At 68.8% G+C, this 25,171-nt stretch carries 22 protein-coding genes; 12 read left to right on the forward strand and 10 right to left on the reverse strand.

Annotated features, from left to right (window positions below; all coding sequences use genetic code 11):
• Positions 1 to 44: 44 nt before the first annotated feature.
• Positions 45 to 623 (reverse strand): TetR/AcrR family transcriptional regulator, encoded by a 579-nt coding sequence (locus tag ACFXHA_RS30345; protein WP_379362395.1) that lies wholly within the window; start codon positions 621 to 623, stop codon positions 45 to 47.
• A 92-nt stretch (positions 624 to 715) separates the two neighbouring features.
• Between ACFXHA_RS30345 and ACFXHA_RS30350 the strand changes: the two genes are divergently transcribed.
• Both ACFXHA_RS30350 and ACFXHA_RS30355 read left to right on the forward strand, forming a co-directional pair.
• The gene (locus ACFXHA_RS30350; RefSeq protein ID WP_379362396.1) at positions 716 to 1,135 is read left to right on the forward strand and encodes a DUF4267 domain-containing protein; all 420 of its coding nucleotides are present in this window, start codon (positions 716 to 718) and stop codon (positions 1,133 to 1,135) included.
• Between the two features lie 74 nt (positions 1,136 to 1,209).
• Positions 1,210 to 1,428, forward strand: coding sequence for a DUF4287 domain-containing protein (locus ACFXHA_RS30355; RefSeq protein ID WP_379362397.1), 219 nt, complete (start codon positions 1,210 to 1,212; stop codon positions 1,426 to 1,428).
• A gap of 65 nt (positions 1,429 to 1,493) precedes the next feature.
• On the opposite strand, the gene ACFXHA_RS30360 is transcribed toward ACFXHA_RS30355, so the two are convergent.
• Genes ACFXHA_RS30360 through rfbD form a run of 3 tightly spaced genes read right to left on the reverse strand, consistent with a single transcriptional unit; the run spans position 1,494 to position 4,418 of the window.
• On the reverse strand, positions 1,494 to 2,585 hold the full coding sequence (locus ACFXHA_RS30360) for a sugar phosphate nucleotidyltransferase (protein ID WP_379362398.1): 1,092 nt from the start codon (positions 2,583 to 2,585) through the stop codon (positions 1,494 to 1,496).
• 58 nt (positions 2,586 to 2,643) lie between these two features.
• On the reverse strand, positions 2,644 to 3,564 hold the full coding sequence (locus ACFXHA_RS30365) for a glycosyltransferase family 2 protein (protein WP_379362399.1): 921 nt from the start codon (positions 3,562 to 3,564) through the stop codon (positions 2,644 to 2,646).
• Positions 3,561 to 4,418, reverse strand: coding sequence for a dTDP-4-dehydrorhamnose reductase (gene rfbD, locus ACFXHA_RS30370; protein ID WP_379362400.1), 858 nt, complete (start codon positions 4,416 to 4,418; stop codon positions 3,561 to 3,563). Before rfbD ends, ACFXHA_RS30365 begins: the two co-directional genes overlap by 4 nt.
• Positions 4,419 to 4,561: 143 nt before the next feature.
• On the opposite strand from rfbD, the gene ACFXHA_RS30375 reads away from it, so the two are divergent.
• The 3 genes from ACFXHA_RS30375 to ACFXHA_RS30385 all read left to right on the forward strand — a co-directional run bounded on the left by ACFXHA_RS30375 (position 4,562) and on the right by ACFXHA_RS30385 (position 8,170).
• Positions 4,562 to 6,025, forward strand: a complete 1,464-nt coding sequence (locus ACFXHA_RS30375) for an LCP family protein (RefSeq protein ID WP_379362401.1) — start codon at positions 4,562 to 4,564, stop codon at positions 6,023 to 6,025.
• A complete protein-coding gene (locus ACFXHA_RS30380) occupies positions 6,013 to 6,729 on the forward strand; it encodes a TIGR03089 family protein (protein WP_379362402.1) in 717 nt (238 codons plus the stop codon). Before ACFXHA_RS30375 ends, ACFXHA_RS30380 begins: the two co-directional genes overlap by 13 nt.
• A gap of 145 nt (positions 6,730 to 6,874) precedes the next feature.
• Entirely contained in the window at positions 6,875 to 8,170 is a 1,296-nt protein-coding gene (locus ACFXHA_RS30385; RefSeq protein WP_379362692.1) for a cytochrome P450, read from the forward strand.
• Here ACFXHA_RS30385 and ACFXHA_RS30390 read toward each other — a convergent pair.
• Complete coding sequence (locus ACFXHA_RS30390) at positions 8,164 to 9,675, reverse strand: carboxylesterase/lipase family protein (RefSeq protein WP_379362693.1); 1,512 nt, start codon at positions 9,673 to 9,675, stop codon at positions 8,164 to 8,166. The genes ACFXHA_RS30385 and ACFXHA_RS30390 overlap by 7 nt on opposite strands.
• 117 nt (positions 9,676 to 9,792) lie before the next feature.
• Between ACFXHA_RS30390 and ACFXHA_RS30395 the strand changes: the two genes are divergently transcribed.
• Positions 9,793 to 10,014, forward strand: coding sequence for a zinc ribbon domain-containing protein (locus ACFXHA_RS30395; RefSeq protein WP_379362403.1), 222 nt, complete (start codon positions 9,793 to 9,795; stop codon positions 10,012 to 10,014).
• On the opposite strand, the gene ACFXHA_RS30400 is transcribed toward ACFXHA_RS30395, so the two are convergent.
• The gene (locus ACFXHA_RS30400) at positions 10,011 to 10,304 is read right to left on the reverse strand and encodes a SelT/SelW/SelH family protein (protein WP_379362404.1); all 294 of its coding nucleotides are present in this window, start codon (positions 10,302 to 10,304) and stop codon (positions 10,011 to 10,013) included. The two genes, ACFXHA_RS30395 and ACFXHA_RS30400, sit on opposite strands and share 4 nt — an antisense overlap.
• 167 nt (positions 10,305 to 10,471) lie before the next feature.
• On the opposite strand from ACFXHA_RS30400, the gene ACFXHA_RS30405 reads away from it, so the two are divergent.
• From ACFXHA_RS30405 to ACFXHA_RS30430, 6 genes are all read left to right on the forward strand, one after another.
• Complete coding sequence (locus ACFXHA_RS30405) at positions 10,472 to 13,342, forward strand: DUF5691 domain-containing protein (RefSeq protein WP_379362405.1); 2,871 nt, start codon at positions 10,472 to 10,474, stop codon at positions 13,340 to 13,342.
• Between the two features lie 2 nt (positions 13,343 to 13,344).
• Positions 13,345 to 14,439 carry an AAA family ATPase gene (locus ACFXHA_RS30410; protein WP_379362694.1) on the forward strand — a complete coding sequence of 365 codons (1,095 nt, stop codon included), beginning with the start codon at positions 13,345 to 13,347 and terminating at the stop codon, positions 14,437 to 14,439.
• Positions 14,436 to 16,739 (forward strand): DUF5682 family protein, encoded by a 2,304-nt coding sequence (locus ACFXHA_RS30415; protein ID WP_379362406.1) that lies wholly within the window; start codon positions 14,436 to 14,438, stop codon positions 16,737 to 16,739. The genes ACFXHA_RS30410 and ACFXHA_RS30415 overlap by 4 nt, the downstream gene beginning before the upstream one ends.
• A complete protein-coding gene (locus ACFXHA_RS30420; RefSeq protein ID WP_379362407.1) occupies positions 16,736 to 17,899 on the forward strand; it encodes a VWA domain-containing protein in 1,164 nt (387 codons plus the stop codon). Before ACFXHA_RS30415 ends, ACFXHA_RS30420 begins: the two co-directional genes overlap by 4 nt.
• 98 nt (positions 17,900 to 17,997) lie before the next feature.
• On the forward strand, positions 17,998 to 19,332 hold the full coding sequence (locus ACFXHA_RS30425; RefSeq protein WP_379362408.1) for a protein kinase: 1,335 nt from the start codon (positions 17,998 to 18,000) through the stop codon (positions 19,330 to 19,332).
• 70 nt (positions 19,333 to 19,402) lie between these two features.
• Positions 19,403 to 20,863 (forward strand): hypothetical protein, encoded by a 1,461-nt coding sequence (locus tag ACFXHA_RS30430; RefSeq protein ID WP_379362409.1) that lies wholly within the window; start codon positions 19,403 to 19,405, stop codon positions 20,861 to 20,863.
• 1 nt (position 20,864) lies between these two features.
• Here the strand turns inward: ACFXHA_RS30430 and ACFXHA_RS30435 are convergent, their stop codons facing one another.
• From ACFXHA_RS30435 to ACFXHA_RS30450, 4 genes are read right to left on the reverse strand one after another with little or no spacing between them, the layout of a single operon-like run.
• Positions 20,865 to 21,479 carry a TetR/AcrR family transcriptional regulator gene (locus ACFXHA_RS30435; RefSeq protein ID WP_379362410.1) on the reverse strand — a complete coding sequence of 205 codons (615 nt, stop codon included), beginning with the start codon at positions 21,477 to 21,479 and terminating at the stop codon, positions 20,865 to 20,867.
• A 24-nt stretch (positions 21,480 to 21,503) separates the two neighbouring features.
• A complete protein-coding gene (locus ACFXHA_RS30440; RefSeq protein ID WP_379362411.1) occupies positions 21,504 to 22,400 on the reverse strand; it encodes an exonuclease SbcCD subunit D in 897 nt (298 codons plus the stop codon).
• A complete protein-coding gene (locus tag ACFXHA_RS30445) occupies positions 22,397 to 24,118 on the reverse strand; it encodes an ABC transporter permease (RefSeq protein WP_379362412.1) in 1,722 nt (573 codons plus the stop codon). Before ACFXHA_RS30445 ends, ACFXHA_RS30440 begins: the two co-directional genes overlap by 4 nt.
• Entirely contained in the window at positions 24,115 to 25,167 is a 1,053-nt protein-coding gene (locus ACFXHA_RS30450; RefSeq protein WP_379362413.1) for an extracellular solute-binding protein, read from the reverse strand. Before ACFXHA_RS30450 ends, ACFXHA_RS30445 begins: the two co-directional genes overlap by 4 nt.
• Positions 25,168 to 25,171: the final 4 nt, after the last annotated feature.

Genomic DNA, 25,171 nt, shown 5'->3' on the forward strand with positions numbered 1-25,171 from the left:
TCCAGACTAGGCCGGTAGACGCGACCCGAGGCGCAACCGTGGGTTCAGTCACCGCGAACCCATTGGGCGATCAGTATTTCCAGACGTTGAGCACGAAAGTCGGGCCGCAACCGGCCACCTCGATCCAGCGTGGCCAACCCGTGCAGGGTGCTCCACGCGACTTCGGTGAAGGTCTCGACGTCGTGTGGCGGTGCGAACGGTGCGAAGGTCAGCAGCAGCTCCACGAACGCGTCCTTGAGTGCCTGCGGTGCGTCCGGGCCGAATTTCAGGTCGGTGCGCAGCAGGAACATCGCGTCGTAGAGGGCGGCGCTGTCGCGGGCGAAGTCGAGATAGCCCTGGATGACCGCCCGCAGCGCAGCTTCCGGCGTGTCCGCGGATTCCCGCAGTTGCCGGGTGGATTCGGCCAGTTCGGCGGCACCCATCAGGGCGACGGCCGAGACGATGGCGTCCTTGCCCGCGAAGTGGCTGTACAGCACGGGCTGGCTGTATTCGATGCGGTCGGCGAGCTTGCGGACGGTGACGGCGTCCCAGCCGTCGGTTTCCGCGATCTCTCGGGCGGTTTCGACGATGCGTTGCCGGCGTTCGGCGCGCTCGCGTTCCTTGCGGGTCTGGATGGCGCTCATGAAAGAAAACTCTAGCACCGCTAGACAAGCTACCGATGCATCAGTTAGCGTTGCTTCATCAGTTAGCACCGCTAGAACTTGGAGCACAGCACATGTTCACCTCGCGCCTCACCTCCCGCATCGCCACCACCCTCGCCGTCACCGGAGCCGGGTTCATCGGCTACATCGGCGTGCGCTACATGGCCGATCCCCAGGCCATGGCCCCCAGCTTCGGCTTCAAGACCTATCCCACAGGCGACGCCGCCGACTTCCTGAACGTCAAGGGCGTCCGCGATGTCATTTCCGGCCTGGTCCCGGTCGCTCTGCTGGTCGCCGGACAACGCAAGTCCGCGGGCATCGCCATGCTGGTGACGGCCCTGATTCCGACCGGCGACATGCTCTCCATCCTGCGCCACGACGGTTCGACCGCCACGGCGCTGGGCGTCCACGGCGTGACCGCCGCATTGGTCGCCCTCACCGGAGTACTGCTGGTCAACGAGCGCACCGCCGAAACCCGCGCCGTCACAGCATGACCCGCGTCACACCGCGATGAATTCCACCGGGCCGTACCGTCAACTGTTTCGACACCACGGACAAGGAGACAGACATGGCGACCACCAAGCCGCACGGCCCCGCTTCGTACTTCCCGTCGATCGAGGCGAAATACGGTCGCACCGTGGACGAATGGTTCACCGCCATGACCGCCTCCGGTCTCAGCGGTCAGAAGGACCTGGTGAACTGGCTCAAGACCGATCATGAGATGGGGCACGGCCATGCGACCGCGCTGGCGCAGTTCCATCTCAACCCCGGCAAGTGGGAACGCTGAACCCCTGCCGCAGAAACGAAATTCGGGCCGATCCCCAGGGATCGGCCCGAATTCGTATTCAGGTGTCAGACGTCGGTGGAGAAGCGGATGCCGCCGTCCGGGATGTCGACACCCGGCCAGATACGAGCACCACGTAGTAGTTCGCAACGCGCACCGACATTCGCGCCGTCACCGATCACGGCGTCCCGCACCAGCGCACGCGGACCGATCCGAGCACCGAAGCCGATGATCGAACGTTCCACGGTGGCACCGGCTTCCACGCGCGCACCGTCGAACAGGATCGCACCGTCGAGCCTGGCGCCCGCGCCGACCTCGGCACCGCGCCCGACGACCGTGCCGCCGATGAGCAGTGCGCCCGGGGCGACTCCCGCACCCGGGTGGACCAGCGATTCGCCCCGCTGTCCCGGCAGCGCCGGGGAGGGCGCGATGCCGCGGACCAGATCCGCCGAGCCACGCACGAAGTCCTCCGGGGTGCCCATGTCACGCCAGTACGACGTGTCCACGTGTCCCTGGATGTGCGCGCCCTCGGCGAGCAGCGACGGGAAGGTCTCCCGCTCGACCGAGACCGGTCGACCGGCCGGGATCTTCTCGATGTATTCGCGCCGGAAGACGTAGCAGCCGGCATTGATCTGGTCGGTCGGCGGATCCTGGGTCTTCTCCAGGAACGCGGTGACCCGACCGTTCGCGTCGGTCGGCACGCAGCCGAAGGCCCGCGGATCGCTGACCCGCACCAGGTGCAGGGTCACGTCCGCGCCCGACTCGTGGTGCGTGTCGAGCACGCCGCCCAGGTCGGTGCCGCCGAGCACGTCGCCGTTGAACACCATGACGGTGTCCGCACGCAGCTTGGGCAGCACGTTGCGAATGCCGCCGCCGGTGCCGAGCGCTTCGCTCTCGGTGACGTATTCGAGCTCGAGGCCCAGGTCCGAGCCGTCGCCGAAGTGCTCTTCGAACACTTCCGCCTTGTACGAGGTGCCGAGCACCACGTGCTTGATGCCCGCATCGGCGATGCGGGCCAGCAGGTGCTGCAGGAACGGCAGTCCGGCCGTCGGCAGCATCGGCTTGGGGGCGGACAAGGTCAACGGACGCAGTCGGGTGCCCTGGCCCCCGACCAGGATCACCGCATCCGTTGTCGCGGCGGTACTACCGCTGTTCGCCATTTTCTCCCCTGTGTCAGGTTGTCAGGAATGCGCGTCAGCGATATTAAACGGCCGTGTTTCAAACGGTGCCGTTTCGATCGCGTTCGCGCAGTGCGGATCGAACCGCAAGCCTGCAACGAATCGCAAGTCCAGCCTTGAGCGCGACCCGAAGCGGAGCCTGCCACCAATGCGGATGCCGGTCGGCCTGGAAACGGTAGGCGCTGGCGTGGTGCGCCGGCAGCATGGTTTCCGGGTGGCGACCCGCGGCGTGCCCCTTGGCGTGCGTGACCTCCGCGGACGGCACGAAAACATTGTGCCAGCCCGCGCGGCCCATCCGATCACCGAAGTCGACATCCTCCATGTACATGAAGTACCGGGAGTCGAAACCGTCGATGGAATCGAAGGCGGCGCGGCGCACCAGCAGGCAGGAGCCCGACAGCCAGCCCACCGAACGCTCGGAAGGCGCGGCATTGTCCTGCCGGTAGCGCAGCGTCCACGGGTTGCCCGGCCAGATGCTGCCCAGGATGGCGTGGCCCGCACCGTCGGCGATGCCCGGCACCGAGCGCGCGGACGGGTAGGTGCTGCCGTCCGGCTCGAGCACCATCGGGCCGACCGCACCGGCACGCGGCCAGCGGCGCGCCGCGGCCAGCAGTTCGTCGATGGAGTCGGTGCCCCACCGGATGTCCGGGTTGGCGATGACGATGAATTCGATGTCCGGGTCGATCTCGGCGACCGCGCGGTTGATGGCGCCGCCGTAGCCGATATTGCCGCCGGTGCGCAGCAGCCGCACATGGGCGTTGGCTTCGGCCGCCAGTTCCGGGGTGCCGTCGACCGAGCCGTTGTCGGCCAGGATGACCTGCGGCTTCTCACCGGTGGCGGTGGTCAGCGTGCTGATGAAGTGTTCCAGGTGCTCGCCGGGCGAGTAGGTCACCGTGACGACTGCCAGCTGCGGTTTTTTCGCCGCGGCGGGGGGCTGTCCGACAGAATCCGAGGGGCTCACGGGGGCCCAGGATAGTCGGAGATGGCGGCCAGTGCGTCGTTCAGTGCCAGCTTCCAGTGCCGCAGCGGCGACAGGCCCGCGGCGGCCCACGAATTGCCCGAAAGGACCGAATATGCCGGGCGCGGAGCGGGTCTCGGGAAATCCTCGGTGCCACAGGGCAGTACGCGGTTCGGGTCCGCGCCGAGGCCGCTGAAGACGGCCTGCGCGAGATCGAACCAGGTGGCTTGACCGGCATTGGTGGCGTGCAGGATTCGCGGGGCGGCCGGGGTGGCGGCCAGTTCGAGCAGGCCCGCCGCCAGATCGGGCGCGTAGGTGGGCGAGCCGAGTTGGTCGTTCACGACGGTGAGGGTGTCGCGTTCGCGTTCGAGGCGGCGCATGGTGGCGACGAAATCGGTGCCCTGCCCGGTGTAGACCCAGGCGGTGCGGACGATGTGCGCGGTGGGGGCGAACTCCGCAACGGCTTGTTCCCCAGCGAGTTTCGAGCGGCCGTAGACGGTGGCGGGGGCGGTCGGATCGTCCGGTTCGTACGGGTGGGTGCCGGTGCCCGGGAAGACGTAGTCGGTGGAGACGTGGATCAGGCGGGCTGATTCTTCGGTGCAGACCTGAGCCAGCACGCCGGGGCCGGTGGCATTCACGGCGTAGGCGGCAGCTTCGTCGGTTTCGGCCTTGTCCACAGCGGTATACGCCGCGCAGTTGATCAGGATGTCGCCTTCGTGCACCACCTTGCGCACGGCATCGGGATCGCAGATGTCGAGATCGGTGTGTGCAAAGCCACGCGCCTGCGGCGCGAGAGTCTGCACTGCCCGCCCCAACTGCCCGCGTGCGCCCGTTATCAGCAGCCTGGTGCCAGTCACGGCAGCCAGTTTCCCATGCACCCGCACGACTCACCGGATCCGCCGATACTGCAACATTTTGGTTACCGCTACTAGCCTGCATATCGGGGGATTCCCACGCTTTCGAAAGGACCATCCGGTTGCCAGAGAGTTCCTGGGCATCCATGCCATTCGCATCGAACCGCCGCCTGGCCACTCCGGGCCGGGTGCTGACCGCGGTGGTCGCGGTGCTGGTGCTGGTGGTCACCGGGCTGGGCTGGCACAGCGTGGATCAGCTGGTGTCGAGCATCGAGCGGATCGGGAATCTGGGGCTGGGCGGCGACAATGCCGACGGCGCGACCGACATCCTGATGGTCGGCATCGACGCCCGCACCGACGCGCACGGAAATCCGCTCACCACGGACGAATTGGCCATGCTGCACGCGGGGGACGACGGCGAGGGCGGGCTCAATACCGACACCATCGTGCTCATCCGGGTGCCCAATGACGGCAGTTCCGCGACAGCCATCTCGATTCCGCGCGACTCGTACGTGGACATCCCGGGCATCGGCATGGGGAAGATCAATTCGGCGTACGGCGTGACCAAGGCCCTGCTGCAGCAGAAGCTGGTCGATCAGGGCGTCACGGCCGCCGAGGCGGATCGCCGCTCGACCCTGGCCGGGCGGCAGGCGCTGGTCAAAACGGTGGCCAACCTCACCGGGATCACGGTCGACCATTACGCCGAGGTCGGGCTGCTGGGTTTCGTGCTGCTCACCGATGCCGTGGGCGGGGTGGACGTGTGCCTGAACAATGCGGTGGACGAACCGCTTTCGGGTGCGGACTTCCCGGCCGGGCCGCAGAAGCTCAATGGCGCAGAGGCTTTGAGCTTCGTGCGCCAGCGGCACGAGCTGCCGCGCGGCGACCTGGACCGGATCGTGCGGCAGCAGGTGTACATGGCGCAGCTGGTGCATCAGGTGCTCAGCGCGAAGATGCTCACCAGCCCGTCCCGCCTGCAGGAACTCAGCAATGCGGTGGGCCGCACGGTGGTGCTGGATGACGGCTGGGATGTGCTGAGCTTCCTGCATCAGCTGCAGGACCTCTCCGGCGGTCAGGTGAAGTTCGCGACCATTCCGGTCAAGGACCTCAACGGCTGGACCGACAATGGCGAATCCGTGGTGCGGGTGGATCCGCCCGCGGTACAGAAGTTCGTGGCCAAGGCGGTGGGCGGCGACGATGAGGGCGACGGCGGCATCGACCCGTCCTCGATCACCGTCGACGTCTACAACGCGTCCGGCACCGGCGGACTGGCCGGGCAGGCGGCGCAGGCGCTGGCCGCCAAGGGATTCCGGACCGGGACGGTGGACAACTGGATCGGCGGGCCGATCCAGAGCAGCCGGGTGCTGGCCGGATCGGGCGGGGATCCGAAGGCGCGGGCGGTGGCTGCGGCGCTGGGCGGGCTGCCGGTGATCGGTGAGAACGGACTTCCGGCGGGCACCATCCGCGTGGTGCTGGCGAGTGACTACGCTGGTCCGGGTTCGGCGACCGGCAGTGGCGCGTTCGACTTCTCCGGAGGCAGCACGACCGCGACGCCGGTGCCACCAGCCCCACCCATCGATGCCGGCACGAACGGACCGAAATGCGTGAACTGAACGAGACCCTCACCGAAGCGGTACTCGACCCCATCCTCGCCCGCGACCCCGCGGGCCCGCGCATCACCTTCTACGACGACGCCACCGGCGCGCGTATCGAACTATCCGCGCTGACGCTGGCCAACTGGGCGGCCAAGACCGCCAATATGATTCGCGACGAGTTCGGGCTGAGTGCGGGGGCGCGCGTCGCCGTGCTGCTGCCGGCGCACTGGCAGACCGCGGCCGTGCTGCTGGGCTGCTGGTGGGCCGGGACCGAGGTGGTGCTGCACGCCGATCCGGACGCGGAACTGGCGCTGGTGACCGCCGAACGCATCGACGAGGCCGACGGGATCGCGGAGGTGGCGGCGCTGTCACTGGACCCGATGGGGATGCCGGTCAAGGATCTGCCGATCGGGGTCACCGACTACGCGACCTCCGTGCGCGTGCACGGCGACCAGTTCCGGCCGGGCGGCATCGGGTGCGCGCTGGACGGCGTGTCGGTGTCGGAGGTGCTCGAGCAGGCGCGGAAATCGGCGGCGCGGCAAGGGTTCACCAGCGAGGACCGGGTGCTGTCCACCGGGTCGTGGGATACCCCGGCCGAGCTGATCGACGGGTTCGTCGCGGTGCTGGCGGCGGGGGCGTCGCTGGTGCAGGTGGCCAATCAGGATGCGGGGGCGCGGGAGCGCCGGGTGGCCAGTGAAAGGGTGACCACCGAGCGTCGGTAGCAGGGGTTTCAGGGGAAGCCCCTGAGAGTTCGAGAGTTGAGCTCTCCTACCCGGGTAGGAGAATTACTTCCCTCCGCGGGATGTTTTTCCCGGCCAACGGCTTCCGTACCGTGGAATCATCCGATGACGAGGGAGTCCCGTGATGATGAGTCCACGGTATTGGGCCCGCTGGGTGGTCGAACAGGGTGGCGCGCGCTATGCGCTGCGACTACAGGCTCGCCGCGACCCGTTCGCGCGGTTGATCACCACGCAGGCGGCGCTGCGGGATCCCTACCCGAGTATCGAGGAGATTCGTCAGCGCGGACGGCTGCTGCCGAAGTCGTATTGGACGGTCACCGCCGACTACGAGTTCACCCGGGCCATCCTGCGCGACAGCCGCTTCGGCACCTTCGGGCCCGATGGCATGGACATGCCGAAATGGCTGCGGAATCGGCTGAAGACGGTGCAGACGCCGCCGAATCCGGTGGAGCCGCCGTCCATGCTGATGGTCGATCCTCCCGAGCACACCCGGCTGCGCAAGTCGGTGTCGGCGGCGTTCACGCCGCGCGCCATCGGCCGGTTGCGGGATCGGATCGAATCGGTGACCGCGGAACTGCTCGACGCGCTGCCGCCGGGCGGTTCGGCCGATCTGATCGAGGGTTTCGCCCAGCAGGTGCCGATCGCCATCATCGCCGAGATGCTGGGTTTCCCGCAGGAGAAGCGCGACGAGTTCCTGGCCTGGGGTGACGCGGGCAGCCCGCTGCTGGATATCGGCATCTCCTGGCGGACCTGGCGCGACGCCTATCTGGCCATGGGTGTGATGGACGGCTATCTCGACGAGCATCTGGCCCGGTTGCGGCGGGAGCCGGGCGAGGACATTCTCAGCAGCCTGGTCACCGCGGGCGATCTGGACGACCGGGAGTTGAAGGCCACCGCGAGTCTGCTGATGGGCGCGGGCTTCGAGACGACGGTCAATCTGATCGGCAATGGTGTCGTCCAATTGCTTTCGCACCCTGAGCAATTGGCGAAGTTGAAGGAGGATCCGGAGCTGTGGGGGCAGGCGGTGGACGAGATCCTGCGATTCGACCCGCCGGTCACCATGACCGCACGACTTGCGCTGTGCGACACCGAGGTCGGCGAGCACGCGGTTCCGGCGGGCACGGTGGTGGTGATGTCACTGTCGGGAGCCAATCGCGATCCTGCCAAGTTCGAGGAGCCCAACAGTTTCGACATCACCCGGTCGAATGCCCGTGAGCACCTGACCTTTTCGAGCGGTATCCACACGTGTCTGGGCGCGAGCCTGGCCCGGATGGAGGGTGCGTACGCGCTACGGTCGCTGTTCGACAACTTCCCCGATCTGGCGTTGGACGGGGAACCGCATCGTCGTCCGCTCTACACCCTGCACGGGTACGCGCACATGCCGGTTCGGCTGGGCCGGCGCGCAACTGTTGCCGCTCAGTAGAACCCGACGACGTCGTCTCCCCAGATGGTGTTGCGGTCCTTGTCGGGATCGTCGATCACCCGGTCCACCGTGTCGATGACCAGGGTTCGCCGGGTCGCGGCGCTGTAGGGCGGCCAATGCTTGGACCCGTCGATCGCGGCGGGCACGCCGTAGCCCGCGAAGGCGAGCCAGCGGCGCATCATGCGGCCCGACACGTCCTGCGCCGCCTTGCGGCCGCCCAGCCAGAAGGTGGGGTCGTAGTCGAAGGAGCCGAAATTGCCGAAGACATAAGGCAATTCGGTGGCATGCCCGGCTCCGACGCGGGCCGCCTTGAGCATCGGGGTGGCATGGTCGAAGCGGTACATCCAGGTCGGCGAATGCGCGGAATGCGCGTCGGCGACCCAGTGCGCGGGCATGCGGAAGGCGGCGTCGGTGGACATGGTGAGCGCACCGCGCGGGGTGCTGGACTCGTAGGCCGAGGCGATCTCGGCCAACCGCTCCGGCGACAAGCCCGGATGGTCGGCGGCGACGCCGCGCAGCATGGCGTTCACCGCGTCCGGGGTGACCGGCATGATCGGCGAGCGGAACAGCCGGAACAGCGACGCCTCGTCCTTGTTGGTGCCGATGAGCAGCGGCACCCGATGCGAACGGCCCTGCTGGAAGCGCTCACTCGGATAGGCGGGCAGCAGATTGCCGTCCACCACGGGCGCGGCGGCCAGGCGGCCGGGCTCGCGCAGCGGCACCTCGTCGAGCAGGGTGCCCGCGGCGGTGATGATGCGTTCCATCGGCATGGTCAGCAGTTCGGTGGCCTGGTCGGGTGTGATGTCGAGCAGTTCGAGGTAGCGCTTGGCCACGACGGCGGCGCGTTCCGGGCCGAAAACCGTGGTGGCGGGCGGGGATTGGGCGATGGCGCGGTGGAACAGGCCCGCCGACAGCGGTGAGGTGAGCAGTGCGGTCACGCAGCCCGCGCCGGAGGATTCGCCGAAGAGGGTGACATTGCCCGGGTCGCCGCCGAAGGCCGCGATATTGTCGCGCACCCAGCGCAGGGCGGCGATCTGGTCGTGCAAGCCCAGATTCGGGGTGAATTCTTCGCCGAGCGAGGAGAGGTCGAGGAAACCCAGCGCACCGAGCCGGTAGTTGACGGTGACCACGATCACGTCGCCGGTCTCGGCCAGGCGTTTGCCGTCGTAGATGGCCTGGGCGGCGGTGCCCAGGCAGTACGCGCCGCCGTGCAGCCAGACCAGGACCGGGCGGTGGTCGTCCTTCGGTGCGGCGGGGGCCCAGACATTGAGCCACAGGCAGTCCTCGCCCATGCGCAGGCTGCCGTCCACGGGGACGAAACCGGGCGATTGGGGTGCGACGTCACCGAAGGTGGTGCATTCACGGACCCCGGTCCACGGTTGCGGGGGTTGCGGTAGGCGGAATCGGTTGGGTCCACCGGTCGTGGCGGCATAGGGAATCCCGCGCCACACGGCGATCTTCCCGTCGCGCGAACCCGAAATCTCACCGCTGGCCGTCCGCGCCATCGGCACGCCGGCGTCTTCCGACAGTGTGTCGAAGATCTGAGTGCTCACCAGCCACCTCCTCGTACCCCGTAAATCGAGCGTACCGAGTCGTCCCGACACGTCGATTAGGCTGTCGGCGTGCCGAGTTACTCGTATCGCTGCCGTGAGTGCGGGGATACCTTCGAAATGAACCGTCCGATGGCCGAGTCTGCGACACCTGCCGCCTGCCCCGCGGGACATGACGACACGGTCAAGCTGCTGACGACGTTCGGGACGGTGACACGCGGGGGTGGGCCGTCACCCGCTCCGGTCGCGCCCCCGTCCGGCGGCGGTTGCTGCGGTGGCGGCTGCTGCGGCTAGTCCGCCGTTTTACCGTCCGCCTTTGCGTCCGCGTGGCCCAGCGACCTGTCCGGGGCCACGCGGTCCCTGACGCGCTGCTTGAGCACCGCGATATCGGGAAATCCCCCGTCGGCCTTGCGTTCCCAGATCTGCTCGCCGTCGACGGTGATGCGGAAGATCCCGCCCTCGCCGGGGATCAGCGCCACCTCGGAGAGGTCCGTGGCGAAGGTGGAGAGCAACTCCTGCGCCATCCAGCTCGCGCGCAGCAGCCAGCGGCATTGGGTGCAGTATTCGATCGCGATGCGAGGCATGCCGCGACCCTACCGCCGGCGGCGGATGGCCTGCGTGAACGGTGGGAGCCATCCCCCGAACCGCTACTGGCAGAACGATTTTCACATCACGATTCGATGCGGTCGTTCGCGGGCGGATCTGTCGGTGCCTTCCGATACAACTTTGCTCAACCGAGGAAGGGGGAAGGATGACCATCGCTTGGACCGCCGATCACATCGGCTCGCTCGCGCCGGATGCCGCGTCGCTGACCGCGGCGCGCAAGCTGCGCAGCAAGTGGAGTGGTACGGGGATTCATGACACCGCGCTGTGGGGGCTTTGTCAGGGCAGCGGGAGCAGGCCGTATCAGACCATCGTGGATCTGTCGGGGCCCGCCTATAAATGCACCTGCCCGAGTCGCAAGTTTCCGTGCAAGCACGCGTTGTCGCTGTTGCTGGCCTGGAGCGCCGGGGAGGTCGCGGAGGCCGATCAGGTCGCGGACTTCGCGGCGGATTGGCTGGGTGGGCGGTCTGCTCGCGCCGCGAAGAAGGCCGCGCCCGAGGCCAAACCGGCTCGCGCCGCCGGAGCCACCGCGGATCAGCGGCGGGCCCGGGTGAGCGCGGGGCTGGCCGATCTGGATACCTGGCTGACCGATCAGATTCGGACCGGGCTGGCGCAGGCCGACCGGTCGATGCGGGCCTTCGAGACGGTGGCCGCGCGCATGGTCGATGCACAGGCTCCGGGGATCGCGTCGACGCTGCGTCAGTTACCTCTGGCCACCACGCATTCGGAATGGCCCCGGCTACTGGTGCGCGAATACGCGCGGCTGCATCTGCTCGCCACCGCGCATGCCAGGCTCGACGCGCTCTCCCCCGCGCTGCAGGCCAGCGTGCGGACGCATATCGGATATCCGACGCCTGCCGAGAGCGTGCGCACCGAGCCGGCCGTGCGGGATCGCTGGCTCGTGCTCGGGGTGCGGACCACGACGGAGGACAACCTCTATACCCGCCGAGTGTGGTTGCGCGGGAGAACATCCGGGCGCTGGGCGCTGCTGGTGGACCATCACTACGGCAGCCCCGCCTTCCCCAATGACACTCCGGCACCCGGGTTTCAGGTGGATGCGAGTGTGCACTTCTATCCGAGTGCCACGCCGTTGCGGGCCATGTGGGGTGCGCGTCATGAGGACATTCCCGAGCCGTTCACCACGATTCCGCTGCTCGCGGACGGCAGCGTCGCTTCGGCTCTGACACAGCAGGCCGCGGCGCTGGGAGCCGATCCCTTCCTGCGGTCGTGGCCGATGCTGCTGGCCGATGTCGTCCCGGTGCGGGGCGAAAACGGCTGGTACATCCGGGAAACCGACGGCACCGCGCTGCCGGTGTCGGTCGCCGAGGGGGAACCGTGGCGGCTGCTCGGGCTGTCGGGTGGGCATCCGCTCACCGTGATCGGCGAGTGGACGGTGGACGGGTTGGTGCCCGTGGCCGCTCTCGCGGCTGGAAACATGGTGGATGTCGGTGTGGCAGCGGGGAATCCGATACCGGTGCGGGGTGGCATCGAGGACGGGGCGAGCACCGAACTGGTGTCGGCGGCACTGGTGGGGACCGCGCGGCGGCAGGTCGATCCGGCGGGGCTGGCCGCACCGGTGGCGGCAGCGGCGGTGGGACTGGGCGAGGATTCGGCCGCCGTATTGCTGGAATCGGCTGCGCTGCAAGACTGTTTCGCACGCGGCGGGGTGATGCCGGCGACCACGGAGAATGGTGCGTCCGCGACCGACGACGAGCGGCCGTTGCTGCCCGCCGCCGCGGGGGCACGACTGGGCGACATGCTGCGCGACAACTCGCCGTTCCTGGACGAGTGGTTCCTGCTGGTCGGGCCGCGTGATTTCCGGGCCGCCGACGGGCTGGTCAGCTTCCTGCTGGAGCGGGCGAAAGCGCTTGCCCCGCATAGGGAACCGCTGTTGCGGCTGGCCGGTGCGCGGGGGCGGTGGCTGGCGGCGCAGCATCCGGGCTGGCGGTCGCTGGTGCGGGCGGCCGCCGAGGACGAGAACGTGTGGTCGCACGGCCGAGCCGGGGAGCGGCGCAGCTGGCTCACGCAGTTGCGGCATCGGGATCCGGCGGCCGCGCGAGCGGCACTGGCCGGGACCTGGGGCACGGAATCCGGGCCGGGCAAGGCGGAATTGCTGGCGGTACTGGCCGACGGGCTCTCGATCGAGGACGAGGCGTTGCTGGAGTCGGCGCTCGACGATCGGCGGGCCGAGGTGCGGCGGCTGGCGGCGGATCTGCTGGGGCGACTGCCGGATTCGGCCTTCGCGCAGCGCATGCGGGAGCGCGCCGGGGCGTGGCTGAGCTTCGGTCCGCATCTGACCCGTCCACAGTTGGTGACCACCGGGCCGGGTGTGCTCGATGACGCGGCCCGGCGCGACGGTGTCGGAGATTCCTTCGGGTACACCGCCTATCGCGCGGACGGCGCTCCGGATCTGGCGACCGAATGGCTGCACCGGGTGGTGGCGGGCACGCCGCTGTCGCATTGGGTGCGGGTGCTCGGTTCGCCGGAGGAGGCCGTGCGGGTGGCCATGGCGCAGAACGTGCGCGGGCCGATGTTCGCGGGCTGGACGGATGCGGCACTGGCGCAACGCGATCCGGAGTGGGCGGCGGCGCTGTTCGGGGCGGTGTCCGGTACGAACGCCCGCGACGCCGACACCGAGAAACTGCGCGAGCTGTTCGCGCTGCAGCCGGAAGACGCGCAGATCCGCCACCTGCGCGGCCTGGATTCCAGCTGGCTGGCCGAGATCGAATCCCTGTTGCGCGCCATGCCGCATCCGTGGCCCGGCCCGATGGCCGAGCACGTGCTGCGACTGCTGTTGGAGCGCGCGCAACTGTCCGCCGAGCGGCCCGGCGCGCCGAGCCTGGTGCCGGGCTCCTATCGGACGCTGTTCCGCGCGGCGTCCACCCACTTCCCCGTCGAGGTGGCCCCGGCGGTGGCCGCCATCGCCCGGCAATGCGCGGATGCCTACTGGGAGCAGGCTTTCGACCAGCTCTCCCATGACCTCATTGAACGCAAGACGATGCTCGAGGAGTTGCAGTGACCATGACTCAGGAACGGGACGCCCTGCTGCGCCCGCACGCCGAACAGGCCTTCGCCGACGAGTTGAAGGCGCTGGCCGCGGCCGACGATCGGCCGCGTCCGCCCTCCTGGAAGCTGTCGCCGTGGGCGGTGGTCACCTATCTGCTGGGTGGCACGCTGAGCGACGGGACCGTCATCACGCCCAAGTATGTGGGGCCGCGACGGCTGATGGAGGTCGCGGTCGCCACCCTGGCCACCGATCGCGCCCTGCTGCTGATCGGCGTGCCTGGTACCGCGAAAACTTGGGTGTCGGAACATCTTTCGGCTGCTGTCGCCGGGCATTCCACGCTGCTGGTGCAGGGCACGTCCGGCACCGCGGAGGAGGCGATTCGCTACGGCTGGAACTATGCCCGGCTGCTGGCCGAGGGGCCGAGCGAGGCGGCGCTGGTGCCCTCGCCGATCATGACCGCCATGAAGGCGGGGTCCATCGCGCGGCTCGAGGAGCTCACCCGTATTCCGTCGGATGTGCAGGACGCGCTGATCACGGTGCTGTCGGAGAAGACGCTGCCGGTGCCGGAACTGGGCATGGAGGTGCAGGCGGCCAAGGGCTTCAATGTGATCGCCACCGCCAATGATCGCGACCGGGGTGTCAACGAGCTGTCCTCCGCGCTGCGCCGCCGGTTCAATACCGTGGTGCTGCCGCTGCCGGCCGGGGAGGACGAGGAAGTCTCGATCGTCACCCGCCGCGTCGAACAGCTCGGCGTCGCACTGGAATTGCCGCCGGTGCCCGCCGCGGCCGAGGAGATCCGCCGTGTGGTGCGGGTGTTCCGCGAGTTGCGCTCGGGGATGACCGACGACGGGCGCACCAAGCTCAAGTCGCCGTCCGGCACGCTGTCGACAGCCGAGGCGATCTCGGTCATCACCAATGGCATCGCGCTGGCGGCGCACTTCGGCGACGGGGTGCTGCGGCCCACCGATATCGCGGGTGCGGTGCTGGGCGCGATCGTCAAGGATCCGGTCGCCGACCAGGTGGTGTGGACGGAGTACCTGGAGGCCGTGGTGCGGCAGCGGCCCGAGTGGGCCGACTTCTACCGGGCCTGCCGCGAGGTGCACGAATGACCGTCACTGCCGAGGCGGAGGTGGCCGCCGAGACCACGGCGGCGGCCGAGACCCGGGTATTCGGGATCCGCCATCACGGCCCCGGTTCGGCCCGCTCGCTGCGGCTGGCGCTGCAGCGGTTCCGGCCGGACGCCATTCTGATCGAGGGACCGGCCGATGCCGATCCGCTGGTCGGGTATCTGGCGGCCGAGGGGATGGAGCCGCCGGTCGCCCTGCTCGCCTACCAGCCCGACGTGCCCGCCAAGGCCGCGTTCTGGCCGTTCGCGGCCTTCTCCCCCGAGTGGGTGGCGATGCGGTACGCGACGGAAAACGGTGTGTCCGTGGGGTTCTGCGATCTGCCCGCGGCGGTCGCACTGGCCGTCGAGGACGAGCCGGGCGATCGGACCGATCCGCTGGGCATCCTGGCCGCGGCGGCCGGCTACGACGATGCCGAGCGCTGGTGGGATGCGATTGTCGAATCGTCCTCGGACGCCGATATTTTCGCGGCGGTCAACGAGGCCATGGGTGCGCTGCGCGAGCACGCCGAGACATCCGAATCCGTTGTCCCGGTGGAGGGGTCCGGGACAACGGAGACCGAGGAGCCGTTCTCGGTCGAGTCGGCACGGATCACCGTGGACGCGCACACGCTGCGACGCGAGGCGCAGATGCGGCAGATGATGCGGAAGTCCCTGAAGGACGGCGCGAAACGTCTGGCCGTGGTGTGCGGCGCGTGGCATGCGCCGGCGCTGGAGGGCAAGCTGGGTCCGGCGGCGGCCGACGCGCGGCTGCTCAAGGGCATGCCCAAGGCCAAGGCCACGCTGACCTGGGTGCCGTGGACACATTCACGGTTGGCGAGCTCGTCCGGGTACGGGGCCGGGGTCACCTCGCCCGGCTGGTATCACCATCTGTTCACCGAGACCGAGCAGCCGATCGTGCGCTGGCTGACGAAGGTGGCGGGGACGCTGCGGGCACACGATCTGCCGGTGTCGAGTGCGCACATCATCGAATCCGTGCGGCTGGCAGACACTCTCGCGACATTGCGGGGGCGGCCGCTGGCCGGGCTGTCGGAGGTCACCGAGGCCACCCGGGCGGTGTTGTGCGACGGGGACGAGACCATGCTGCGGCTGGTCAGCACCGAACTCGTGGTGGGCGAGGCGCTGGGGACGGTGCCCGACGGCACGCCGACGGTGCCGTTGGAGGCGGATCTGCGGGCGCAGATCAAGACGCTGCGGCTCAAGCAGCAGGCGCTCGAGAAGACCCTGGATCTGGATCTGCGCACCGATGGCGGGCTGGCGAGATCGCGGCTGCTGCACCGGCTTCGGCTGTTGGGGATCGGGTGGGGGCGGCTGACCGACAGTCAGGTGCGCAATACCGGCACCTTCCGGGAGACGTGGACGCTGCGGTGGCGGCCGGAGCTGTCGATCTCGATCGTCGAGGCGTCGCGCTGGGGGACGACCTTGCGGTCGGCGGCCGAGGCGAAGATTCTCGAGCTCGCCGCGGACGCTGATGCCACAGTCGGCAAGGTGGCCAATGCGCTCGAAGAAGCATTGCTGGCCGATCTCGGCGGGGCCACCGACGGGCTGATCGCGCGACTGGAATCGGTTGCGGCACTGGATCATGACGTGACGCATCTGATGTCCGCGCTACCCGGGCTGCTCCGCATCGCGCGATACGGTGACGTGCGCGGCACCGACAGTGCCGCGCTGACCCGGGTGGCCGACAGTCTGCTGATCCGTAGTTGCGCCGGATTGCCCGGTGCGGTCACCGGTTTGGACAATGACGCGGCGGCAGCCCTGCGGGCGCAGCTCGATGCGGTGCATCTGGCGTTGTCCGCGCGCGACAACGAATGGGCCACGGGGACTTGGCTGTCCACCTTGGCCACGCTCGCCGATCGGGACGATGTGAACGGTGGGATCGTGGGGCGGGCGGTGCGGCTGCTCTGCGATGCCGAGCGCATCGACGGCGTGGAATCGGGGCGGCGACTGTCGGCGGCCTTGTCGGTCGGTCGCACGGCGCCCGACAAGGCGGCCTGGATCGACGGGTTCCTGGGCGGGCGCGGGCTGTTGCTGGTGCACGATCGGAACCTGTTGGCGCTCATCGACGAATGGTTGTGCGGACTGGACGAGGCACAGTTCGTGGCGACGCTGCCGCTGTTGCGGCGGACGTTCGGGGCGTTCGAGTCCGGGGAGCGGCAAGCCATCGGGCAGGCGGTGCGGCATGGGGCGCCGGCGAGTGCGAGCGCCCGGCACACCGATTACGACACCAATCGCGGCACGCAGGCTCTCACCGCCGCGCTCGAGATTCTGGGGGTTTCGGCATGAATGACGTTGATGAGAGCCAGGCCCGACGCTGGCGGCTGGTGCTCGGCAGCGCGGGTGAGGCCGGGCTCGGCGGGGGCGGGCTCGGCAATGCCGACGATCAGGCCATGGATCGGGCGCTCGGCGCGCTCTACGACTCCGGCGGGCCGGGCGGGTCCGGGCGGCGCTCGGGCGGGCTCGGTGGGTCCGCGCCGCAGGTGTCGCGGTGGCTCGGCGATATTCGGCACTATTTCCCGTCGACGGTGGTGGAGGTGATGCAGCGCGACGCGGTGGAGCGGCTCAACCTCACCGAACTGCTGCTCGAGCCCGAATTGCTGGAGGCGGTCGAGCCGGATGTGCACCTGGTCGGCACGCTGCTGAGCCTCAATCGGGTGATGCCCGAGACCACCAAGGCCACCGCCCGCATGGTGGTGGAGAAGGTGGTCAAGGAGATCGAGCGGCGGATCGCGGCGCAGACGGTGGCGGCGGTGGGCGGGGCGTTGAACCGGGCGGCCCGGGTGTCGCGGCCCAAGCTGCGAGATATCGACTGGGACCGGACGATTCGCAAGAATCTGGCGAACTACCTGCCGGAGCATCGGACGGTGGTGCCGGAGCGGCTGGTCGGGTACGGGCGCAAGGCGCAGGCGGTCAAACGCGATGTGGTGCTGGCGATCGACCAGTCCGGATCTATGGCGTCCAGCGTGGTTTACGCGTCGGTGTTCGGGGCGGTGCTGGCGTCCATGCGGTCGCTGCGCACCTCGCTGGTCGTATTCGACACCGCCGTCGTGGATCTCACCGAGAAGCTGACCGATCCGGTGGAGGTGCTCTTCGGCACACAGCTGGGCGGCGGCACCGATATCAACCGCGCCATCGCCTATTCGCAGTCGCTGATCACGCGCCCGGCCGACTCGCTGTTCGTGCTGATCTCGGATCTGTACGAGGGTGGGGTCCGCGCGGAGATGTTGCGGCGCATCCGGTCGATGAAGGAGGCGGGCGTGCAGGTGGTGGTGCTGCTGGCGCTGTCCGACGACGGTGCGCCGGCCTACGACCGCGACAACGCGGCCGCGTTGACCGCGCTGGGTGTGCCCGCCTTCGCCTGCACCCCGGACCGATTCCCCGACCTGCTGGCGGTGGCACTCGATCGCGGTGACGTGCAGGCTTGGGCACATCGCAACGCAGGTTAACGCCAAGTCAGCGACAATTGAGCGTCGGCCAACGCTGATAGGCTGCCAGCGGATTTGGTCTCGTGGCAGATTTGGTTTCGGGAAGCGGGTGCACGATTTTGCGCTCTGGTGATGTGTTCGCCGGTTACGTCATCGAACGCGAGCTCGGCCGGGGTGGCATGGGCTCGGTTTACCTGGCCAAGCATCCGCGCTTGCCGCGGATGACGGCGCTCAAGCTGCTGAATCAGGAGATGTTCTCCGACGACGAGATTCGCGCCCGCTTCATCCGCGAGGCGGATCTCGTCGCCCGGCTCGATCACCCGAATATCGTCACCGTGTACGACCGTGGTGACGAGGGTGAGCAGCTGTGGATCTCCATGCAGTTCATCGACGGCGTGAACGCCTCCTCGATCAGCCCGGGTTCGCTGCCGCCGCTGCGGGCGGTCCAGATCATCGCCGAGACCGCGAAGGCGCTCGATTACGCGCACGGCCTCAATGTGCTGCACCGGGATGTGAAGCCCGCCAATATCCTGCTGGCCCGCGCCTCCTCCAAGACCGGTTCCGGCGAGCGGGTCTACCTGACCGACTTCGGCATCGCCCGCCTGCGCGACGACACCGGCCACCTCACCCAGACCGGCACGGTGACCGCCACCCTCGCCTACGCCTCCCCCGAACAGCTCACCGGCGCGACCCTCGACGGCCGCTCCGACCAGTACTCGCTGGCCTGCACCCTGTTCCAATTGCTCACCGGCGTAGTCCCGTTCGAGGGCACCAGCCCCGCCGCCGTGATCCGCGGCCACCTGCAGCAGCCGCCGCCCCCGGCCAGCCCGCGCCGCCAGGCCCTCCCGCCCAGCATCGACGCGGTCCTGTCCAAGGCGCTGGCCAAGCGCCCCGCAGACCGCTTCCGCTCCTGCGTCGAATTCGCCAGTGCTGCCGAGCGCGCCCTGTCGGCCCCGGTCACTCCCCCGCGCCCGCCGACGCCCGCGCATCCGCAGCCGGTCGTCGCCCCGCGTCCGCCCACCCCGATCCGCCCGCAGCCGGTGATCCAGCAGCCCACCCCGTCGACCCCGCGCCCCCAGGTCGGCCCGGCTTTCCAGAACCAGGCACCCGCCCCGACCTTCCCCACCCCACCGCGGCCCGGTCCCTCCTACCCGAACCAGCCGGTGTCGACCCCGGCCTACCCGAATCAGCCCGCCCCCCAGACCTTCTCCAGCCAGCCGTCCAACTACACCCCGCCGCCGAACTACCCGCCGCGCACCGCCCCACCACCCACTTACACTCCCCCGCAAAAGAATTCGAACACGACCGCCTGGCTGATCGCAGCTATCGTCGCGGTCCTGATCGTCGTCATCATCGTGATCGCGGTCATCGTCAAGAGCAGCAAGTCCAAGGCCGACGCCCCGCAGTTCCCGGACTCGGTCGTCACCCTGGCCCTGCCTGCCACCGAGTTCTAGCGAATTTCCTCAGAGCTTCCTTAGAGGACGCTGACCATGGGATTAAGACAGTGCGTCTTAAATGGTAGGGGTGAATTTCAGACGTAAGACTCAGATTTTTGTTGGGCTCGGTGTGGCGGCGGCGGTGGCGGGGCAGATGGCACCGGCGTGGGCGGAGAACGACCAGGTACCGGTCAATCCGTATATGTCCTCGGGGTCGGTCAGCAATGCGCACGATGACTCGTACATGAGTAATTCGGTGGCGCATGCGGGGCCGCGGAGCGGGGATCTCGATGTGCGGCAGGTTTATATGGGGAAGCCGGAGTCGCCGATCGGGGCGTGTATGACGACCATGTTCGACAGTAAGGGGAACATGTTCGCCGAATGTGCTGGGCCGCAGCGGGCCTGGCTGGTGTGGATGGATCCGCACACGCTGGCGACGAAGGCGGTGTACGACCTGCCGAACGGGCCGGTGCCCGCCGTGTCGTACGTGTACATCGACAATCAGGATCGGATCGTGGCGGCGACGGCCAACCGGACGGTCGAGGTCATCGAGGCGGTGCCGGGGCCGCAGCCGGGGTTGCGCAAGGTGCGCGACTACGACCTGAGCAGCGTGCTCGCGCCCACCGACAAGATCGTCGGGGTGATGCCCGACTGGAGTGGGCGGATCTGGTTCGCCACCATGGGAAAGGGGAATCTCGCGGGCACCCAGGTGGGTAGCCAGGATGCCGTGGTCGGCACCATCGACCCGAATTCCGGTGCGGTGCAGGCGACAACGCTGCAGGGCGAGGCGGTCGGCAACTCCCTGGCGGCCGACGAGACCCAGGGCGTGTACCTCGCCACGGACAAGGCCATGTACCGGTTCCAGGCGGATGCCGCAGGCGCGCCGTCGATTTCGTGGCGGCAGGGCTACGAGAATGTCGGCGTGCGCAAGCCGGGCCAGCAGAGCACCGGCACCGGAACCACGCCCGCGGTGATCGGCAGCGGATATGTCGCCATCACCGACAATGCGGATCCGATGAATGTGATGGTCTACCGGCGGGATACGGGCGCGCAGGTGTGCAAGCAGCCCGTGTTCGACGCGCCCTCGGACCTGCTGCCCGCAGGTGCGCCGGTGCGGTACGCGAGCGCGACGGAGAACTCGCTGGTGTCGGTGGACAACGGGTTGATCGTCGAGAACAACTACGGCACCCAGCTCGCGGTCGACGGCGGTAGCAAGGACAGCCGGTCCGGGGTCGCGCGCATCGACATCGCGCCCGACGGGAGCGGGTGCAGCGTGGCATGGACCAACGACGCCTCGGTGCCCTCGGTGGTCTCCAAGCATTCCTACGCGACCGGGCTGCTCTACACCTACACCCGCGAAGGTGACCCGGTCGGGCTGGGTACCTGGTACTTCACCGCCATCGACGCGGCCACCGGGAAGACGGTGTTCAAGACCAAGACCGGCACCGGACCCGGCTTCGACAGCACCTACTCGGCCATGACCATCGGACCCGACGGGTCCGCGTACGTCGGCACCGACACCGGGCTGCTCGGGGTGTTCCCCCGCTAGGTCATTCCGGCCGGTCGAGCAGGACCGTGCCCATGGCGATCAGGTCGGCGGCCGTCCGGTGGATGCCCGCCACCCCCTGCCCCTCGCCGCGATCGTGCAGGGTCTCGAGATGCGCGAAGGCGCGGGCGGCGAGCACCACGAACAGCGACAGGCGCTGCCGGATGAGCGCCGGATCATGATCCGGCAGGGCCTGCTGCAGCAGCGGTCCGGCCTGCAGCGCACCGACGAAGTGCGCTGCCCAGCGGGCCTCGATCAGCCCGAGGCTCAGGTCGTTGATCATGCGGTCGGTGAAGCGGGCGATCCAGCTGGGATAGCCTGCGGCCGCGAGGGTTTCGGCGGCGGGCAGGATCAGGGCGGTCAGGATCTCCTCGACGGTGACGGTCGCGGGATCCAGCTCGGCGAGCATCTCGCGGCGGCGCGGCTCGCCCCGCTCCGAACGGGTGGTGAGGATCGCCTCCAGCAGCCCGTCCTTGGTGCCGAAGTGGTACTGGGCCGCGGAGTTGTTGCGCTGCCCGGCGACCACGCCAACCTGCCGCAACGACAGCGCGGCGAACCCGTGCTGTGCCACGAGCTGTTCCGCGGCGGCGATCAACAGTAGGCGGGCGTCTGCACTCATCCCGTCACTGTAGAGGGAGCCGGATCACGGCTTTCCGACGGTGAATCCGGGGTGCTGCCGGGCCGCCTCGCGGGCGGGTTCGAGCAGGTGGTCGGGGCCGTGCAGGGTCCAGATCACCGTGGTAGCGGCGACCGGATAGTTGTCGAACTGCTTCCAGATCTCGTCTTCGGTTGCGACGGTGAGGGATTCGCGGACGATCGGAGAAGTGTCGACGGCATGCGAGGTGAGGGTGCCGCCGAGGCGCAGTTCGAGGTAGCCGCGGGGACCGGTTTCGGACTTGCGGGCCGGATGCGGGCTGCCAGCGTATGCCGCGGTCCCGATCCAGGTGCGCTGGTGAATGTGGCCGAGTGCCCAGTAGTCGTAGCCGCGGGCGTCGAGGACGGCGGAAGTGGTGGGGGCGCAGGGCCGTCGGCTGCGCTCGCCCGTGAGGCTGGTGTGCAGGATCCCGATGTTGGTGACGTCGGGCAGCGGTGCGGGATAGTCGGCGGCGAGGTCGCGGTGCTCGTCGCGGGCGGCGATGGAGCGGGCGTGCAGGGCGATGCCGAGCTCGGGCCACCGGTGGGTGCCTGGCGCGCCGGCGGGCGCGATCCAGCAGCCGGGTGGCGGCCGGAGCTGCTGCGGCAGTGGCGATTCCGCGTCGTGATTACCCCAGGCCAGCGCCACCGGGACGCCCGCGTCGTGCAGGTCGTCCAGGGCGCGCTGGGCGGCGGCGAGGGTGCGCGGGTCGGCCTCGTGACGGTCGAACAGGTCACCGGCGATGAGCACGCCGTCATAGCGTTCGGCCAGAATCCGTTGCAGCAGTGCGTCGAAGGCGTCGTAGGCCGTCTGCACCGGGTCGATGACCGGGCAGCCGGGGTACTCCGGTAGTGCGCGCAGGCGGGCGCCCAGGTGGATGTCGGCGAGATGAGCCAGCCGGATCATCGGCCCACCCGATCGGTCACCCGGTGCCGCCACCATTCCAGCACCACCAGGACCGCGGTGGAGCTGAGCACCCCGATCACGGTCATGGCCATGGCCTCCGCTCGATGCCCCTGATCGAACTGCCCGAGGATCCACGGCGACAGCAGTGGCAGCGAGGACGGGCGGATCATCGAGGAGGCCACCACCTCACGCACCCCGAGCAGGAAGGCCAGCAGCCAGCCCGCCACCAGCCCGGGCATGAGCAGCGGAATCGTGATGCGACGCAGGATCTGCCAGGTACTCGCGCCCGCGGCGGCGGCCGCCTCCAGCAGGGTGTCGTCGATGGCGGCGTAGGCGGTCTTCACCTGCTGGAGAGCCATCGGCAGGGTGATGACGACGTAGGCGAGCACCACCATGCCACGCGTGTTGTACGGCGTGACCGGCAGCCAGGGGGCGTTCCAGAGGAAGATGAAGCCGATGACCAGCACGATCGTCGGGACGGTATCGGGAGCCACCCCGAGCAGGTCGACGGTGCGGCGGAGGCCGGAGCTGTTGCGCGCCTCGGGATCCCGGCCGCGCCGAATGATCACCAGGGCGCAGGCGACGGCCAGCACGGTGGTCACGGTCGCGGCGAGCAGCGCCAGTTCGACACTGTTCTGCAGCGCTTCCAGGCCACGGCCGGGACGCAGCACCTTCGTGAAGTAATCGAAGGTGAGATTGTCCGGGGTCGGCGGCTTCGAGCGCAGAATCGTCATGGCCCCCAAGATGATCGAGATGTAGGGGACGACGACCGAGACGAGCAGCACGAGCGCGGGCCACAGGATCGCCAGGCGGGTCCAGCCGCCGGTAAGTCCGGCTCGCCTGGTAGCGCGGCCGCCGAAAGACACTTCGCGGCGGCTCACCCACTGCTGCAGACCCCACACCGTCATCCCCATGGCCAGCAGCAGGGTCGAAAATGCCGCGGCCCGAGGGAAATTCAGCGGATCGATGGTGACATTGCCGTAGATCTCCGACACCAGCACCGGGAACCCGATCCGGTTGCCGAGCGTGACCGGCGTACCGAATTCGCCTGCGGCCCGGATGAACACGATCAGCGCGCCGAGCGCGTAGGTCGGGGTGAGCAGCGGGGCGACGATCAAACGCAGCCGCTGCCCGGCCGAGGCGCCGGCCACCGCGGCCATCTCGTCGGCGCTGGCGGGAATGGTGTCGAGCCGGTTGCGCAGCAACAGGTACAGGAACGTGAAGATCTCGCACGCCATGATGGCGGCCATGCCGAACGGGGTCTCCACTATGTCGCGCAGCACCGTGCCGAACGGGCCCAGCCAGCGTTCGGCCAGACCGTTGACGCGGGTGAAGTCCAGCCAAGCCATGGCGGCCACGTACGGCGGCGTCAGGAACGGCACCATGACGGCGATATCGATCCAGCGGTGCCGCCGCAGCGGTGTCCAGGACATCAGGAACGCGAGCGGTGCGGCCATCACGGTGGCGATGACCACGACCAGGATGCCCAGCCACACGGTGTTGCCGAGAATGCGGAGATTCGCGGGCCTCGTGAGTTGGCCCAGGGCCGACGGGCTGCCGTCGTAGCCCGTCACCGAGCGGATCAGCACGGCTACCAGGGGCGCGGCCACGCCGATCAGCAGCAGCGCCAGCAGGGCATAGGCGCCGCCACCCTGACGCGGGCGGCGGGCCTTTGCGGGCTGGTTCGGCACTGCCGGCTTGTCGAGCTCCAGGCTCACGCCGCGCCCAGGTAGCGCTTGGTGAATTCGGCGAGTACGTCGGAGCCGCTGGACTTGACCTGGTCCCAGGTGAAGGCGAGCTGCTTGACGTCCTCGAACTTGCGGGTCCCGTCGGCGACGGCCACCTCCGGGCGGGCCGGAATCATCTTGTGCGCGGCCGAGATCTGCTGACCCTGCTGGGCGAACATGAAGTCCAGGAACGCCTTCGCGGCGACGGGGTTCTTGGAGTCCTTCAGAATGAAGACCGGGCGCGGCGTGACGGTGGTGCCCGAGGCCGGCGAGATCACCTGCAGCGGTTCGCCCTTGGCGATGGCGTCGTAGGCGGAGTAGTCGACGCCGCCCAGCACCACGGCATGCGAACCGGCGGTGACATCGTCGAGCGCCGGGCCGTTCGCGCCGTGCACCGACATGCCGTTGGCGAAGAGCTTGTCGAACAGCTCCCAGGTCTTGTCCTTGCCCCAGGCCGCGGTCATGGCGGCGATCAGGTCACGCGCGGTGCCGGATTCGCGGGGGTCGGGCATGACGACCTTGCCCTTGTAGTCGGGCCCGGTCAGATCGGCCCAGTCCTGCGGCTTCACCGAGATCGCCTTGGTGTTGACGACCAGGGTCAGCGCGGAACCGTCGCGACCGGTGAACAGATCGCCCTTCCCGGCCCAGCCGTCGCGGATCTTGTCGGACTCGGCCGGGCGGTAAGCCAGGGCGCGGCCGTCGGCGGCGTACTTGGCGGCGGGCGTCCAGGAGGCCAGGTAGGCGATGTCGGCCTGCGGATTCGCCCATTCCGCATCGAGTTTCGCGGTGACCTTGCCGGTCTCACCGGCGAACACGTGGACCTTCACCCCGGATGCCTTGGTGAACGCGGACACCAGGTCGTCGGTGAGTTCCTGCGGGTTGGCCGAGTACAGGGTCAGCTCACCGGAGAGGCCCGCGGGGGCGGTCCAGGTGCTCGACACCTGGGCCTTCGAGCTGTCATCGGTGGCCGAGCCACACCCGGCGAGGACGAGAGCGGAAGCGAGCGCACCGGCGGCGAAAGCGCGGCGGGACAGAGTCATTTCG

This window comes from Nocardia sp. NPDC059240, from assembly GCF_042753865.1.
In the GTDB taxonomy this organism is placed as follows: domain Bacteria; phylum Actinomycetota; class Actinomycetes; order Mycobacteriales; family Mycobacteriaceae; genus Nocardia.